Source organism: Nonomuraea sp. NPDC047897 (genome assembly GCF_043204415.1).
Classification (GTDB): domain Bacteria; phylum Actinomycetota; class Actinomycetes; order Streptosporangiales; family Streptosporangiaceae; genus Nonomuraea.
Genome location: NZ_JBIDCC010000011.1, coordinates 122,151 through 136,153 on the forward strand (window position 1 = coordinate 122,151; position 14,003 = coordinate 136,153).

14 protein-coding genes and 1 riboswitch are annotated in these 14,003 nt (G+C 74.2%); of the genes, 1 reads left to right on the forward strand and 13 read right to left on the reverse strand.

Annotated features, from left to right (window positions below; translation table 11 throughout):
- Window positions 1–96: 96 nt before the first annotated feature.
- Window positions 97–1,818: an asparagine synthase-related protein gene (locus tag ACGF0J_RS24715; RefSeq protein ID WP_393149334.1), complete on the forward strand. Its 1,722-nt coding sequence runs from the start codon at window positions 97–99 to the stop codon at window positions 1,816–1,818.
- Window positions 1,819–1,905: 87 nt separating this feature from the next.
- On the opposite strand, the gene ACGF0J_RS24720 is transcribed toward ACGF0J_RS24715, so the two are convergent.
- The 13 genes from ACGF0J_RS24720 to ACGF0J_RS24780 form a co-directional block, all read right to left on the reverse strand.
- Window positions 1,906–2,526, reverse strand: a complete 621-nt coding sequence (locus ACGF0J_RS24720; RefSeq protein ID WP_393149335.1) for an NTP transferase domain-containing protein — start codon at window positions 2,524–2,526, stop codon at window positions 1,906–1,908.
- Between the two features lie 8 nt (window positions 2,527–2,534).
- A complete protein-coding gene (locus ACGF0J_RS24725; protein WP_393149336.1) occupies window positions 2,535–3,635 on the reverse strand; it encodes an XdhC family protein in 1,101 nt (366 codons plus the stop codon).
- Entirely contained in the window at window positions 3,628–4,704 is a 1,077-nt protein-coding gene (locus ACGF0J_RS24730) for a VWA domain-containing protein (RefSeq protein WP_393149337.1), read from the reverse strand. The genes ACGF0J_RS24725 and ACGF0J_RS24730 overlap by 8 nt, the downstream gene beginning before the upstream one ends.
- Window positions 4,697–5,563, reverse strand: coding sequence for an AAA family ATPase (locus ACGF0J_RS24735; RefSeq protein ID WP_393149338.1), 867 nt, complete (start codon window positions 5,561–5,563; stop codon window positions 4,697–4,699). The genes ACGF0J_RS24730 and ACGF0J_RS24735 overlap by 8 nt, the downstream gene beginning before the upstream one ends.
- A gap of 59 nt (window positions 5,564–5,622) precedes the next feature.
- Entirely contained in the window at window positions 5,623–6,075 is a 453-nt protein-coding gene (locus ACGF0J_RS24740; RefSeq protein ID WP_393149339.1) for a PH domain-containing protein, read from the reverse strand.
- Between the two features lie 20 nt (window positions 6,076–6,095).
- Entirely contained in the window at window positions 6,096–6,566 is a 471-nt protein-coding gene (gene ribH / locus ACGF0J_RS24745) for a 6,7-dimethyl-8-ribityllumazine synthase (protein WP_393149340.1), read from the reverse strand.
- Window positions 6,563–7,780, reverse strand: coding sequence for a bifunctional 3,4-dihydroxy-2-butanone-4-phosphate synthase/GTP cyclohydrolase II (locus ACGF0J_RS24750; protein WP_393149341.1), 1,218 nt, complete (start codon window positions 7,778–7,780; stop codon window positions 6,563–6,565). Before ACGF0J_RS24750 ends, ribH begins: the two co-directional genes overlap by 4 nt.
- Complete coding sequence (locus ACGF0J_RS24755) at window positions 7,777–8,445, reverse strand: nicotinamide riboside transporter PnuC (protein WP_393149342.1); 669 nt, start codon at window positions 8,443–8,445, stop codon at window positions 7,777–7,779. The genes ACGF0J_RS24750 and ACGF0J_RS24755 overlap by 4 nt, the downstream gene beginning before the upstream one ends.
- Complete coding sequence (locus tag ACGF0J_RS24760) at window positions 8,442–9,032, reverse strand: riboflavin synthase (RefSeq protein WP_393149343.1); 591 nt, start codon at window positions 9,030–9,032, stop codon at window positions 8,442–8,444. The genes ACGF0J_RS24755 and ACGF0J_RS24760 overlap by 4 nt, the downstream gene beginning before the upstream one ends.
- Window positions 9,032–10,483 (reverse strand): bifunctional diaminohydroxyphosphoribosylaminopyrimidine deaminase/5-amino-6-(5-phosphoribosylamino)uracil reductase RibD, encoded by a 1,452-nt coding sequence (ribD, locus tag ACGF0J_RS24765; RefSeq protein ID WP_393149344.1) that lies wholly within the window; start codon window positions 10,481–10,483, stop codon window positions 9,032–9,034. The genes ACGF0J_RS24760 and ribD overlap by 1 nt, the downstream gene beginning before the upstream one ends.
- Window positions 10,484–10,584: 101 nt before the next feature.
- Window positions 10,585–10,715, reverse strand: a riboswitch (FMN riboswitch).
- 89 nt (window positions 10,716–10,804) lie between these two features.
- Window positions 10,805–11,614, reverse strand: a complete 810-nt coding sequence (locus tag ACGF0J_RS24770) for an oxygenase MpaB family protein (RefSeq protein ID WP_393149345.1) — start codon at window positions 11,612–11,614, stop codon at window positions 10,805–10,807.
- A 50-nt stretch (window positions 11,615–11,664) separates the two neighbouring features.
- A complete protein-coding gene (gene rpe, locus ACGF0J_RS24775; protein ID WP_393149346.1) occupies window positions 11,665–12,327 on the reverse strand; it encodes a ribulose-phosphate 3-epimerase in 663 nt (220 codons plus the stop codon).
- 138 nt (window positions 12,328–12,465) lie between these two features.
- Entirely contained in the window at window positions 12,466–13,941 is a 1,476-nt protein-coding gene (locus ACGF0J_RS24780; protein WP_393149347.1) for an RsmB/NOP family class I SAM-dependent RNA methyltransferase, read from the reverse strand.
- Window positions 13,942–14,003 lie beyond the last annotated feature (62 nt).

Genomic DNA, 14,003 nt, shown 5'->3' on the forward strand with positions numbered 1-14,003 from the left:
CGCGCCGCCTCTGACGCGCCGCCTCTGACGCGCCCCGTGAAAGCAGATCGCCCCCACGGCGGATACCTACGAGAGCGACAGCACCTCGGGGGGGCGATGAATGTTCTTCTGGCCGTGGCGGCCAAACCGCACCAGCGTGAGGCCGTACGGCAGGCAGTCCAGCGGGCCAGGGACGCGATCGAGGCGGCCTTCCCCGTCGCGCCCGAGCGTATCCGCGCCGCGGAATGGCGGGCCTCACACGGCGGCGTCCACCTGCTGGCCTGGACCAACGAGCCGGACTGGGAGCCGTTCGTCACCCCCGGCGGCGTCACCGCCGTAGCCGGGCACCGTCCGGGACGGACGCGCGCGCTGTCCGGCCGGGCGGCCGGCGAGCCTGGGTGCTTCGCCGCCTTCCAGGCCGACGAGCACGGCATCGGCGCCTCGACCTCGCTCGCGCCCGCGGACCCCGTCTACTACGCGCAGACGGGAGAGCTCTCCGTGATCGGCAACCGCGCCCTGTTGGTACGGCTGGCGGCCTTCGGCGGCGTCCGCCACGACGTGGCGGCACTGCAGTCGATCGCCCGGCAGGGGTATTTCCTGTCGGAGGAGACCCCCTACGCTGACGTCCGGTCGCTGCCGCCCTCCTCCCGGCTGGTCGCGGGTGAGCGGCTGACCGTCACCACCGACCCGCTGCCCGAGGGCGAGAGCCGCACCGGGGCGAAACAGGTCGGCGAAGGGATGCTGGCGGCGGTGGAACCGCTGCTCCACACCACGGATCCGGTACGGCTGACGCTCACCGGCGGCAGGGACAGCCGGCTGGTGGCGGCGCTGCTGCACGCCTCGGGCATCCCGTTCCACGCGGTCACCTCGGGCTTCGACGACCATCCCGACGTGGTCGTGGCCCGCCAGGTGGCCGCGGCGCTCGGCGTGGAGCACGAGGTGCACGCTCCGCCCCGGACGCCGGACAGCGAGCTGCTGGTGGCGCATCCCGCCGACCGCGTGCAGAACGTGCTGCGCGTGTGCGAGGGCATGCTGTCGGCCTACGAGAACATCACCGGCGAGGCCGCCTACAGCAGGCGGCCCTCGCTCGGCGGGCACAACGGGGAGATCCTGCGCGGCGGCTTCCTGTCCGGGATGGAGGAGGCCACGCCCGCCGCGGTGCGGCGCAGGACCCGGTCGCTGTTCCTCGCCCACCACGCCCTGTTCACCGACGCGGCCAACGCCCACGCGGAGGAGCTGGCCTGGCGCTCGGACACGCCGCACGTGCCCGACCACCTGTACGTGCGCTTCCGGGTGGGCCGCTGGCACGCCGCCTCCCGCGCCGCCATGCTGCGCAGGGGGACGCCCGTCCAGCCGTTCCTGGACAACCGGGTGGTCGCGGCCGCGCTCGGGCTCGACCCCGCCTACCGGCACTCCGAGCGCCTGGTCCACAAGCTGATCAAGACGTTCGCGCCGGCGCTGGCCGGGGTGCCGCTGGAGGGCGGGCCGTGGCGGTTCACGTCCCAGAGCCGCTTCGCCTGGCTGCGGAGCAAGGCGCAGCGGCCGGCGGCCAAGCAGGCCGAGCAGGCCAGGCAGGCCAAGCCGTGGAACTGGCGGGTCGAGCCGGGCAGGGAGATCGCCGAGGAGCTGCGGCGCACCATCCTGTCGTCGGCCGGGCTCGGTGAGATCGTCCGGCTGGACAAGGTGCCCGCGCTGTTCGACGGCGGCAGGCTCACCAAGGCGCCACTGGTCTGGCACCTGTACACGGTGGCCGGCCTGCTCGCCACCGATCTCACCGCGCCGGCCACGCGCGCCCGCGAACGGGTGCGCGTGCCGACGCCGCGTCCCCGGAACGGGTGAGGCGGGCTCCGACCTGGGCAACCGGGGCTGGACGGCGACCCCGGTGGAGAGCGGAGGCCGTCGTGCCGGGGCGGCGGCGTGGGTCCTTCACCCCCGGCCCGGGGAACGGAACACCGCCGACGGATCCGGTGGCCGCGCGCCGCCTTCCGGGTCGAGCAGCGCCAGGTCGGCGGGGGTGTCGATGTCGGCCGGGTCGCCGAGCCCGTCGCACGGCACCTCGGTGACCAGGTCGGGACGCGCCCGCATGAACGCGCGGGCGCCCACGTCGCCGACCGCCAGCTCGGCCACCTCGGCGAAGTCGCGGCGCGACACCAGGACGGGGTTGCGTCGCCGGCCGCCGTAGGTGGCGACGGCCAGCCGCGCCCCGGAGGCGATCAGCTCGCGCACCGCCGCGGGCCTGATGAGCGGCTGGTCCACCAGGGCGATCACCACGGCCTCGGCCGCCGGCGGCAGCGCCGCCAGGCCCACCCGCAGCGATGAGCCCATGCCGGACGCCCAGTCCGGGTTGCGCACCGCGACCGCCCCGCGCACCTGCACGGTGGCCGCGCCGAGCACGACCACCACGGGGTGGCAGCCGCCCTCCTCCAGCAGCCGCACCCCGCGCTCCACCAGCCGCTCGCCCTCGTACTCGACGAGCGCCTTCGGAGTGCCCAGCCTCGACCCCTGCCCGGCCGCCAGCAGCAGCCCGGCCACCTGCGGTCCCTTCATCGCCGCCGCTACCCCTCGTGGTGGATGCGGCCGCTGGTCCGCGTCAGCGGCTGCCCGGAGCCGCCCCATCTCAGTTGGATCAGCTCGGCCGCGATGGACACCGCGGTCTCCTCCGGGGTGCGGGCCCCCAGGTCGAGGCCGATCGGCGAGCGCAGCCTCGCCAGTTCGTCCGCCGACAGGCCGGCCTCGCGCAGCCGGGCCAGCCGGTCGTCGTGGGTACGGCGCGAGCCCATCGCGCCCACGTACCCGGCGCCGGTGCGCAGCGCCACCTCCAGCAGCGGCACGTCGAACTTCGGGTCGTGGGTCAGCACGCAGATCACCGTCCGCTCGTCCACCCGGACCGACGCCAGGTAGTCGTGCGGCCACCTGACGACGACCTCGTCGGCCTCGGGGAAGCGCTTGGCGGTGGCGAAGACGGGGCGGGCGTCGCACACGGTCACGTGGTAGCCGAGGAACTTGCCGAGCCGCGCCACCGCGGCGGCGAAGTCGATCGCGCCGAACACCAGCATGCGCGGCGGCGGCGCGAACGAGTGGACGAACACCGCCAGGTCGTCCAGCCGCCGCTCCCCCTCGGCGCCGTAGCGCCTGACGCCGGTCACGCCCTGCGCCAGCATGCCGCGGGCGTCGTCGTCCACCGCCTCGTCGAGGCGGGCCAGGCCGAGCGTGCCCGACGAGCGGCCCGGCCAGACGACGCGGCGGGCGCCCAGCCGGCCGGGTCCGGACACGATCGTCGCGACGGCGACCGGTTCGTGCTCCTCGACGGACCGGGCGACGTCGCCCAGCTCCGGGAACGTCTCGGCGCAGACCGGCTCGACCAGGATGTCGAGGACGCCGCCGCAGGTGAGGCCCACGGCGAACGCGTCGTCGTCGGTCACGCCGTACCGCTGCAGGACGGGCGTGCCGGTCACCGTGGCCACCTCCGTGGCCAGCTCGAACACCTCCCCCTCGACACAGCCGCCGGACACGCTGCCGACCACCTCGCCGCCGCGCACCGCCATCGACGCGCCCGGCGGCCGGGGCGCGCTGCTGAACGTGCTCACCACCGTCGCCAGGCCGAACCTGTCGCCCGACCTCCACCAGCGCTCGATCTCCGGCAGCACGTCACGCATGGGCGAGCCTTTCGCTGAGCTCCTGGTAGGCGGCCAGGCTGTGCCCGGCCACCAGGTCGTCGAGATGGGGCAGGGCCGCGCGCATGCCACCGGTCAGCGGCTGGTAGCCGGCGTACCCCTTGTGCGGGTTCACCCAGATCATCCGGTGCGCCTGCCGGGACAGCCGGGCGAGCTGGGAGCCGAGCAGGCCGGGGTCGCCGCGTTCCCACCCGTCGGAGGCGATCACCACGACGGCTCCGCGGGCGCTGTGCCGGCCCAGGTACTCGCGCAGCTCCGCACCGAGCCTGGTGCCCCCGCTCCAGTCGGGGATGGCCCGCGACACCGCCTCCAGCGCGGTGCCGGGATCGCGGTGGCGCAGCTCGGCGGTGATCGAGGTGAGCCGGGTGCCGATCGAGTAGACGCGGGTGGCCCGCGGCTCACTCCGGACCAGGGCGTGGGCGAACCTCAGCAGCGTCTCCGCGTACGGCGCCATGGAGCCGCTGACGTCGACGAACAGCACGACCGGGCGCGGCCGGGTGGTGTGGGCGCGGCGGCGCAGCCGGGTTACCTCGCCCTTCCTGAGCGCCTCGCGGATCGTGCGCCCCCGGTCGAGACCGCCTCTGGCGGCGGGCGCGAAGCGCCGCGAGCGGCGCTGCGCGCGCCGGCCTCGCAGCATCGCCAGCAGGCGGTGCACCTCGTCACGTTCGGCCGCGGTGAGCCCGGCCACGTCGCGGTGCCGGAGCAGCTCGGCGCGGCTGGCGGTGGCGGGCGCCGTCTCCCCCTCCTCCCCCGGCTCGCCGCCCTCCTCGGGGGCGGCGGTGTGGCGGGTGACGACCGTCGCGCCGGCGCGCGGAGCGGGGACGGCCCGGCGCCCGCCGAAGTACGCGGCGAAGCACCGGTCGTAGCGGGGCAGGTCGTCGGGCGTGGCGCACAGGGTGAGGCGGCCGGCCCAGTAGACCTCGCGCGGGTCGGACACGTCGAGGTGGTCCAGGGCCCTGAGCAGGTTGGCGGTGCGCTCGTGGTCGGCGCCGACGCCCGCGGCCCGCAGCGTCCTGGCGAAACCGGTGACGGTGGCGGCCAGCTCATCCATCGCGCAGCAGCCCCTTGGCGAGCACGTTCTCGACGTCCTCGCGGTACTTCAGCGCCGCGCCCAGGGTGAGCGCGGCCCGGTCGGGGTCCAGCTCGCGCACGCCCAGGGTGAGCAGCGCCTGCGTCCAGTCGAGCGTCTCGGCCACGCCGGGCGGCTTGACCAGATCTGCCTGCCGCAGCCGCTCGGCCGCCCTGGCCACCTGGGCGGCCAGCGTCTCGGTGCAGGCCGGCAGGCGGCGCAGCAGGATGGCGACCTCCCGGTCGAAGCTCGGATGCTCCAGCCAGTGGTAGAGGCAGCGGCGCTTGAGCGCGTCGTGCACCTCGCGGGTGCGGTTGGAGGTGACCACGACCACGGGCGGCGTCTCGGCCCTGACCGTGCCGAGCTCGGGGATGGAGATGGTGAAGTCGGACAGCACCTCCAGCAGGAACGCCTCGAACTCGTCGTCGGCCCGGTCGATCTCGTCGACCAGCAGCACGCTGGGCTGCGTCTCCAGCGCCTTCAGCAGCGGCCGGGCGATGAGGAACCGCCGGTCGTAGATCTCGCCCTCCAGCCGGCCCACGTCGGTCACCCCGGCCGCCTCGGCCGCCTTGAGATGCAGGAGCTGCCGGGCGAAGTCCCAGTCGTAGAGCGCCTGGGCGGCGTCCAGCCCCTCGTAGCACTGCAGCCGGATCAGCGGCGCGTCCAGCAGCCCGGCCAGGGTCTTGGCCAGCTCGGTCTTGCCGACGCCCGCCTCCCCTTCCAGGAACAGCGGCCGCCCCATCCGCAACGCCAGGAACGCGGCCGTGGCCAGCCCCTCGTCGGCCAGGTAGGCATGCCGGTCGAGCAGTTCGACCAGCTTCTGCGGCGATTCGACCAGCACGCCTTCAGGCTACGCGCCCTCCGCCCGCCGCGAAATCAAGCTCCACCGACAACCAGGTTTCAGTCCTCGCGCGCCTCGCCCCGCTCGTGGATGAGGGCGGCCAGCTCGGCGGTGGCGCGGCGGGCGGCCTCCTTCTCCGACCCCTGGATGCCCATCGCGCCGATCGTACGGCCGTCGGAGAAGTCGATCCGGGGCCAGGGGTCGCCGACGAGGAAGGTGACGTCGAGCACCTCCGGCCAGGTGTAGCGGTGGGTGCGGACGGCGTTGACGAGGGTGACGCCCTCCTCGTCGGCCTCCACCCGCACCCTGCCCAGCAGGTGCAGGACGAAGGCGACGAGGCAGCCGAAGGCCACGATGGCGATCCGGTCGGGCAGCATGAACGGCTCCGCGATGTAGATCGCCATCACGACCGCCCCCACCACGATGAGCACGGCGACGCCGTACGCGACGATTCTCCCCCGGCGCGGACGCCAGGTGACGGGCAGCGGGGGGGTGGGCACGTGGTCAGGCATGATCGGCAATTTATCGCAGGTCAGCGGAGGTCTCTCAACAGGAGTGCCGTCTCCAGGGCGGCGACCGCCGACTCGTAGCCCTTGTCCTCCTTGCTGCCCGGCAGTCCGGACCGGTCGAGCGCCTGGTCGAGCGTCTCGCAGGTGAGCACGCCGTTGCCGACCGGGGTCGACTCGTCGAGCGAGATCCGGGTGAGCCCGGCGGTGACCGAGTCGCACACGTAGTCGAAGTGCGCCGTCTCGCCGCGGATGACCGCGCCGAGGGCGACGACCGCGTCGCAGCGGCGGGCCAGCGCCTGGGCGACCACCGGGATCTCCAGCGAGCCCGGCACCCGCACGACGGTGGCCGTGGCGCCGCTGTCGTCGCACGCCTGCAGCGCGCGTGCCACCAACCGGTCGGTGATCTTGGGGTGCCAGCTCGCCGCGACGACGCCGACCGTCAGGCCGGCCGCCTCGGGCACCGGCTGCGCCGCGGGACGTCCTTCCGCACTCATGAGGCCTCCGAGATGTCGTGGCCGAGCCGGTCGCGCTTGGCCTTGAGGTACCGCTCGTTGTGGGGGTTCACGGCCACCGGCATCGGCTCGCGGCCGAGGACCTTGATGCCGTAGCCGTCCATGCCCTTGAGCTTGGCCGGGTTGTTGGTGAGCAGCCGCACCGACTTGACGCCGAGGTCGGCCAGGATCTGCCCGGCGTTGGAGAACTCCCGCGCGTCGACGGGCAGCCCGAGCTCCAGGTTGGCCTCGACGGTGTCGCTGCCGCTGTCCTGCAGGCTGTACGCCTTGAGCTTGGCGAGCAGGCCGATGCCGCGGCCCTCGTGGCCGCGCAGGTACACGACGACGCCGCGGCCCTCCTCGGCGATCGCGGCCATGGCGTGGTCGAGCTGGGGGCCGCAGTCGCAGCGCAGCGAGCCGAACACGTCGCCGGTCAGGCATTCGGAGTGGGCGCGGACGAGGACGTTCTCGCCGCCGGTGAGGTCGCCGTAGACGAGGGCGACGTGCTCGCCGCCGTCGAGCGCGCTGGCGTAGCCGTAGGCCCGCCAGGTGCCGTACGCGGTGGGCACGGTCGTCTCGGCGACCCGGGTGACCATGCTCTCGGTGCGGCGGCGGTGCTCGACGAGCTGTTCGATGGAGACGAGCGCCAGGTCGTGCTCGTCGGCGAAGGCGCGCAGCTCCGGCAGCCTGGCCATGGTGCCGTCGTCGTTGACGACCTCGGCCAGCACGCCGGCGGGCGACAGGCCGGCGAGCCGGGCCAGGTCCACGGCTGCCTCGGTGTGGCCGCGCCGGGCCAGCACGCCGCCGTCGCGGTAGCGCAGCGGGAAGATGTGGCCGGGCCGCACCAGCTCGTTCGGCTCGGTGGCGGAGTCGGCGAGCGCCCGGATCGTCCGGGCGCGGTCCGCCGCGGAGATGCCGGTGGTCACGCCGTCGCGGGCGTCCACGCTGATCGTGTACGCCGTGCGCATGCGCTCCTTGTTCTCGAAGACCATGAGCGGCAGGCCGAGCCGGTCGAGCTCCTCGCCCGTCATGGGGACGCAGATGACGCCGCTGGTGTGCCTGATCGTGAACGTCAGCAGCTCGGGCGTGGCCTTGGCGGCGGCGAAGATGATGTCGCCCTCGTTCTCACGGTCGGCGTCGTCCACCACGACCACCGGCCGGCCGGCGCCGACGTCGGCGACGGCCCGCTCGATCGGGTCGAACCGGATGTCGTTCACGACGCCACCACCAGCGGTCCGGGCATGTCCCGCCGGGCGCGGTACTCCTTGAGCCACTTGACGAACCCCACGACGACGAGCACGAAGAACACGCCGTACACGGCTCCGGAGACGACCAGCCCCGAGCTGAACGCCAGCGGCACGCCCACGAGGTCGACCGCCACCCACACGATCCAGAAGTCGACCAGCGCTCGACCCTGGGCCCAGGTGGCGACGGCGCTGCCGACGAAGATGTAGGCGTCGGCGGCCACCAGGAAGGCGCCCTGGGGCAGCGGCACCTCGGCGCCCCACGACCACTTCGTCACGTAGAACAGCAGGCCGACCAGCACCGTCCCGGCCAGCATGGCGCCGACCAGCGCGGTCCGCTCCCAGGTCCGTGCCGGCCGCACGGCGAGCTGGGCGCCGCCCTGGGTGCCGCGCCGCCAGGCCCACCAGCCGTAGATGGCGAGCACGCCGAACATGGCCTGCTTGAGCGCGTTGCCGGTGATCCCGGCGTTGACGGAGGCGATGAACAGCAGCACGGAGCCGGTGAACTGCACCGGCCAGGTCCAGATGGACCTGCGCATCGCCAGCAGGACGGTGGACAGCGCGGCGATGTTGCCGATCAGGTCCGTCCAGAGCACGTGGAAGCCGAACGCGTTGAATCCGGCATCGGCCCAGTTCACTGCCTGACCACCAGCCTTTCGACATACTTGGCGATCACGTCGACCTCGATGTTGACCACGTCGCCGACCCGGCGCGTGCCCATCGTGGTCAGCTCCAGCGTGGTGGGGATGAGGCTCACGCCGAAGCTGTCGTCGTCAACCGTGGTGACGGTCAGGCTGATTCCGTCGACGGCGATCGAGCCCTTCTCGGCCACGTACCTGGCGAGCGCCGGCGGCAGCGAGAAGCGCAGGTCGTCCCAGCGTTCGCCGCTCTCACGGGACAGCAGCACGGCCGTGCCGTCGACGTGTCCCTGCACGATGTGGCCGCCGAGCCGCTGGTCGGCGCGTACGGCGCGTTCCAGGTTCACGGGCGAGCCCGCCCGCAACGCGCCCAGGGAGCTGCGGTCGAGCGACTCCTTGATCACGTCCACCGTGAACACGTCGTCGTCGACGGCCACGACGGTCAGGCAGACGCCGTTGACGGCGATCGAGTCTCCGTGGGCGGCGTCGGAGGTGACGAGCGGGCCCCGCACGGACAACCGCGCGGAGTCACCGGCCGCCGCGATCGCGACGACCTCGCCTCTTTCCTCGATGATTCCGGTGAACATCACACTTCCTCGCTGGGGTGGGGCCGGCTGGGGTGGGGGTGACTGGAACGGGGTTGACTGAGGTGGGAGTGGCTGGGGTGGGGGTGACCGGGGGGCGGGCTGCCGGACGGCCGGGGGCGGGCGGTCAGCCGGAGGTCCGGGCCGACGAGGCGGACGTCGTCGAAGGCGAGCCGGTGGACGCCGGCGATGGTGGCCACGCCTGCGTCGCCGAGCGCGGCGGCGCCGGAGCCGAGCAGCGCCGGGGCCACGTAGGCGACGACCCGGTCGACGAGGCCCTGCGCCAGGAACGCTCCGGCCAGGGTGGGGCCGCCTTCGAGGAACACGCTGACGACGCCACGGCGGGCCAGCTCGCCCAGCAGGGCGTGCAGGTCCAGGCCGCCTCCGGGATGGCGGGGCACACGGACCAGCTCCACGTCGGGGCTCCCCGCGACGCCGGCGTCGAGGGCGGGGACGGGGACATCGGGGGCTGGGACATCGGGGGCTGGGACATCGGGGGCGACCGCGATCAGGGTCGGGGCCTCGCCGTCCAGGACCCTGGCGGTCGCCGGCGTCCTGGCTTCGGTGTCGACCACGACCCGCAGCACGGCGCGCCGCCTTCCCTTCGCACCGCCCGCGCCCGCTCCGGCGGCCCGCCGGGCCTCCTCGGTCTGCTCGGCTTTCCCGGTCTCCTCAGCCTGCCCGGCCTGCCCGGTCTCCTCAGCCTGCCCGGTCTGCTCGGTCTCCTCGGCCTGCCCGGTCTGCTCGGTCTCCTCGGCCTGCCCGGACTGGACTGGACGGGCGGTCAGGCGGGGGTCGTCGGCGAGGACCGTACCGATGCCCGCCATCACGGCGTCGGCGCGGGCCCGCAGCCGGTGTACGTCGGCACGGGCTTCGGGGGAGGTGATCCACTGGCTGGTGCCGTCGGCGGCGGCCGACCGGCCGTCCAGGGTGGCGGCGAACTTCCACGTCACATGCGGCCTGCCGAGCCGGGCGAAGGTGAGCCATTCGGCGTTGACACGTTCGGCCTCGATCGCCAGAACGCCCGTCTCCACGACGACCCCGTGCGCGCGCAGCCGGTCGGCGCCGCCGGCGGCCTTCGGGTTCGGGTCGGCCACGGCGATCACCACGCAGGCGATTCCGGCGTCGAGCAGCGCCTCGCTGCACGGGCCGGTGCGGCCGGTGTGGTCGCACGGCTCCAGCGTCACGTAGGCGGTGCCGCCGCGCGCCCGCTCTCCGGCCTGCCGCAGCGCGACCACCTCGGCGTGCGGGCCGCCGGCGTAGGCGTGGAACCCCTCCCCGGCCACCCGCCCGGTCGCGTCGAGCACGACGCAACCCACGACGGGGTTGGGGCTGGTGGTGCCGTGCCCGCGCGCAGCCAGTACGACGGCCCGCGCCATATGCCGGACGTCCTCGTGCCGGGCGCGCGTCACGGGCGCGACGCCGCCAGGTCGTCCTGCGGCGGGTCTCTCCACCCGGGCCTCCTCGTCGCCATCGGCTTCGAGCGATGACGGGCCCCGGGGGTGCTACGACGCGTACGAACGCGTCACAGAGGCGCCCGGCGTATGCCGGACACCCGCGCGCTTCCTCCCATCCGGACTTTCACCGTCGGTCCCGGAATTTCACCGGGTCAACCGGCCGATGGCATCGGCCGGGTCGCGGACTGTCACCGCCGGTTCGGACTTTCACCGACCCCGGAGCACGCTAGCTCTGTTCGCCTACCAGTCTGCCATGTCCGTCGAGGCATCTGTCAGCGACCCCCACCATGACACCCAAGCGGCCGCTTGGTCAACTGGTCAGGCGGCCGTGATGCGGCGGGCCTGACGGGCCGCCGGGGAGTAGCGGACCTGGGCCGGGACCAGCCCGATGCCGGTGTGCAGAGTCCGCAGGGTCGCGGTCGCCCACAGGTCGCCGACCGGAGTGGCGGGCAGCCCGTACAGCCGTCTGGCCCAGCGCGGCAGCGTGGCGAAGGCGAGCAGCGTGATCGCCGGCACCGCCGGCCTGAGCGGTGTCAGGATCAGTGGCAGCGGCGCGTTCAGTGACTGGCGCAGCGGATGGGCGGCCTCGGGGACGAACCTCAGCACGGGCCGCTGCGCCTCGATGTAGTCGCGCATCTCCCCCACCGAGCCCGGCACCCCGGCCGGGTCCAGGCCGACCACCTCGGCCGCGCGCCGCTGCTCGGCGACGAACATGTCGGCCTCGGCGTCCGTCAGCCGGACGCCGCTGCGCCGGGCCACCGACAGGTAGGAGTCGACCTCGCCGATGTGCACCCACAGCAGCGCGTCGGGCTCGTCAAGGTGGAAGTCCTCCCCGGTGTCGGGGTCGTGCGCGGTCAGCGTGGCGTGGATCTTGCGGACGCGACGCCCGGCGCGCTCCACCTCGGCACGGGTGCCGTACGTCCGGACGCGGACGAACTCCGTGGTCCGCACGAACCGCGACCACGCCTCACCGGAGTCCATCAGGGCGGAGTTCTGCAGGACGCCGCGCATGGCCCGGGGATGCAGCCCCTGCATGAGGAGCGCGCGCAGGCCGCCGACCAGGAGGATCGGCTCTCCCATGACGCGCCAGGTCACCGAGCCGGGGCCGAAGATCCCGTGGTCCGTCATAAGTAAGTGGTTACCCAGCCGGGCCGGGGTTCATGTCGCCCGGGGACCGATCAGCCGGTGGCGGCGGCGGCCTGCGCGCGCAGCGCGTCCACGGCCGCGGCGGGGTCGTCGGCGCCGTAGACGGCGCTGCCCGCCACGAACACGTCGGCCCCCGCCTCGGCGCAGCGCTCGATGGTGGTGGTGTCGACACCGCCATCCACCTGGATCCAGACCTGGCCGCCGTGCCGCCGGACGAGCGACCGGGCAGTGCGGATCTTGGGCAGCACCATGTCGAGGAACTTCTGCCCGCCGAACCCCGGCTCGACCGTCATCAGCAGCAGCATGTCGACCTCGCCGAGCAGCCCCTCGTACGGCTCGACCGCCGTGCCGGGATTGAGCGCCAGCGCCGCGCGGGCACCGAGAGAGCGGATCTGGCGCAGCGTGCGCACCGGCGCCCGGGTCGCCTCGGCGTGGATGGTGACGCTGCCCGCGCCCGCCTCGGCGTACGCCGGCGCCCAGCGGTCGGGGTCGTCGATCATGAGGTGGCAGTCGAGGGGCAGCGGCGTGGCCTTGCGCAGGGACTCGACCACGGGCAGCCCGAGCGTGAGGTTGGGCACGAAGTGGTAGTCCATGACGTCCACGTGCAGCCAGTCGGCGTTGTGCACCGCGGCGGCCTCGTCGGCGAGGCGCGCGAAGTCGGCGGCGAGGATGCTGGGCGAGATTTGTACAGCCATGATGAGGCGAGTCTAGTCAGCCACGTCGCCGTCCACATGACCCCGCACACCGTAGCCGTCCCGGACGGAACGCCATGCCTGACCTGACCCCGCGTGATCGTGACGCGGGCCCGAGCGCCCTCGTCGCGCCCGCCGCCCCTACGCGCGCCTGCGCAGCAGGGCCAGGAACATGGCGTCGGTGCCGTGGCGGTGCGGCCAGAACTGCGCGTACGGGCCGTCGCCCAGCCCGTCGATCCCGGGCAGGTAGCGGCGGGCGTCGAGCAGGTCCACGTCGTCCCGCCCGGCTGTCACGTCGCCCACCACGACCCTGGTCTCGGCCAGGTGCGGGGAGCAGGTGACGTACGCCACGACACCGCCGGGCCGTACAGCGTCCAGGGCGGCGCCGAGCAGGCGGCGCTGCAGCCGGCCGAGCTCCGCGATGCCGGCCGGGTCGCGCCGCCAGCGGGCCTCCGGCCGGCGGCGCAGCGCGCCGAGGCCGGTGCAGGGGGCGTCGAGCATGACGCGGTCGAACGTGCCCGGCCGCCACACGGGCGCCGTGCCGTCGGCGGTGATCACGGCGGCGTCGGTCGTGGTCTGCCGGACCAGCCGGGACCGGTGGTGCTGCACGTCGGCCGCCACCAGCCGGGCCCCGCCCCGGAACGGCTCCGGCCCCACGTCGCCGGAAACCCCCGGGGACGGCAGGGCCGCGCGGTCGCCGTGGACGGCGATGGCGTCCAGGAGACCCGCCTTGCCGCCCGGGCCGGCGCACATGTCGAGCCACAGCTCGTCGCGGCCGTCGAGCGGCACGCGGGTCAGGGCGAGCGCCACGAGCTGGCTGGCCTCGTCCTGGACGGCCGCACGGGTCTCGGCGACCGCGGGGATGCGGCCGGGGTCGCCCTCCGGCAGGTAGGCGGCGTACGGGGAGAAGCGGCCCGGCTCGGCGCCGGCGTCGCCCAGCTCCGCCACCGTGGCGCGGCCCGGCCGGGCGACCAGCGTGACGAGAGGACGTTCGTTGTCGGCGGCGAGCAGCTCGGCGGTCTCCGCCATGCCGTCGCCCATGCCACCGCCCATGCCGCCCAGGGCGTCACGGAAGGCGCTGACGATCCACCGGGGGTGGCTGTGAGCGATCGACAGGTGGCCCGACGGGTCTTCGGCCGGGTCGGGGGCGACGATGGGGATCCACTCGTCGAGCGTCCTGGAGGCGATCTTGCGCAGGACCGCGTTGACGAACTTGGCGGCGCCCGCGCCGATCCGCAGGCGTACGAGGTCGACGGTGGTGCCGACGGCGGCGTGCGGCGGGACGCGCATCCTGAGCAGCTGGTGGGCGCCCAGACGCAGGGCGTCGTGCACGTCGGGGTCGGGGCGGCGGTCGCTGCACAGGTCGATGACGGCGTCGTAGGTGCCGAGCCCGCGCAGGGTGCCGTAGGCCAGCTCGGTCGCCAACGCCGCGTCGCGCCCCTTCAGGCCGCGCTCGCGCAGCAGGCGGGGCGCGAGCAGGTTGGCGTACGCGTCGCGCTCGTCGACGGCCCGCATGATGTCGAAGGCGGCGTTGCGTGCCTGGTCGCGTGCCGGCCTGCGGGGCCTGCCCGGCTGTCCACCGCGGCCCGCGGGCCCCCGGCCTCCCCGTGTCTTCATCGTCTCCGGCTCTCGCTCGTGTCTGTCCCGTTCGCGCCGCCCTGTCCGGGGGCCCGGGTGGG

Coding starts and splice junctions, on each gene's coding strand:
- ACGF0J_RS24725 (WP_393149336.1), bottom strand. CDS start 3,635: ATGCGTGACGTGCTGCCGGAGATCGAGCGCTGGTGGAGGTCGGGCGAC.
- ACGF0J_RS24740 (WP_393149339.1), bottom strand. CDS start 6,075: ATGCCTGACCACGTGCCCACCCCCCCGCTGCCCGTCACCTGGCGTCCG.
- ACGF0J_RS24770 (WP_393149345.1), bottom strand. CDS start 11,614: ATGACGGACCACGGGATCTTCGGCCCCGGCTCGGTGACCTGGCGCGTC.
- ribH (WP_393149340.1), bottom strand. CDS start 6,566: ATGAGTGCGGAAGGACGTCCCGCGGCGCAGCCGGTGCCCGAGGCGGCC.
- ACGF0J_RS24780 (WP_393149347.1), bottom strand. CDS start 13,941: ATGAAGACACGGGGAGGCCGGGGGCCCGCGGGCCGCGGTGGACAGCCG.
- ACGF0J_RS24730 (WP_393149337.1), bottom strand. CDS start 4,704: ATGGATGAGCTGGCCGCCACCGTCACCGGTTTCGCCAGGACGCTGCGG.
- ACGF0J_RS24715 (WP_393149334.1), top strand. CDS start 97: ATGAATGTTCTTCTGGCCGTGGCGGCCAAACCGCACCAGCGTGAGGCC.
- ACGF0J_RS24760 (WP_393149343.1), bottom strand. CDS start 9,032: ATGTTCACCGGAATCATCGAGGAAAGAGGCGAGGTCGTCGCGATCGCG.
- rpe (WP_393149346.1), bottom strand. CDS start 12,327: ATGGCTGTACAAATCTCGCCCAGCATCCTCGCCGCCGACTTCGCGCGC.
- ACGF0J_RS24720 (WP_393149335.1), bottom strand. CDS start 2,526: ATGAAGGGACCGCAGGTGGCCGGGCTGCTGCTGGCGGCCGGGCAGGGG.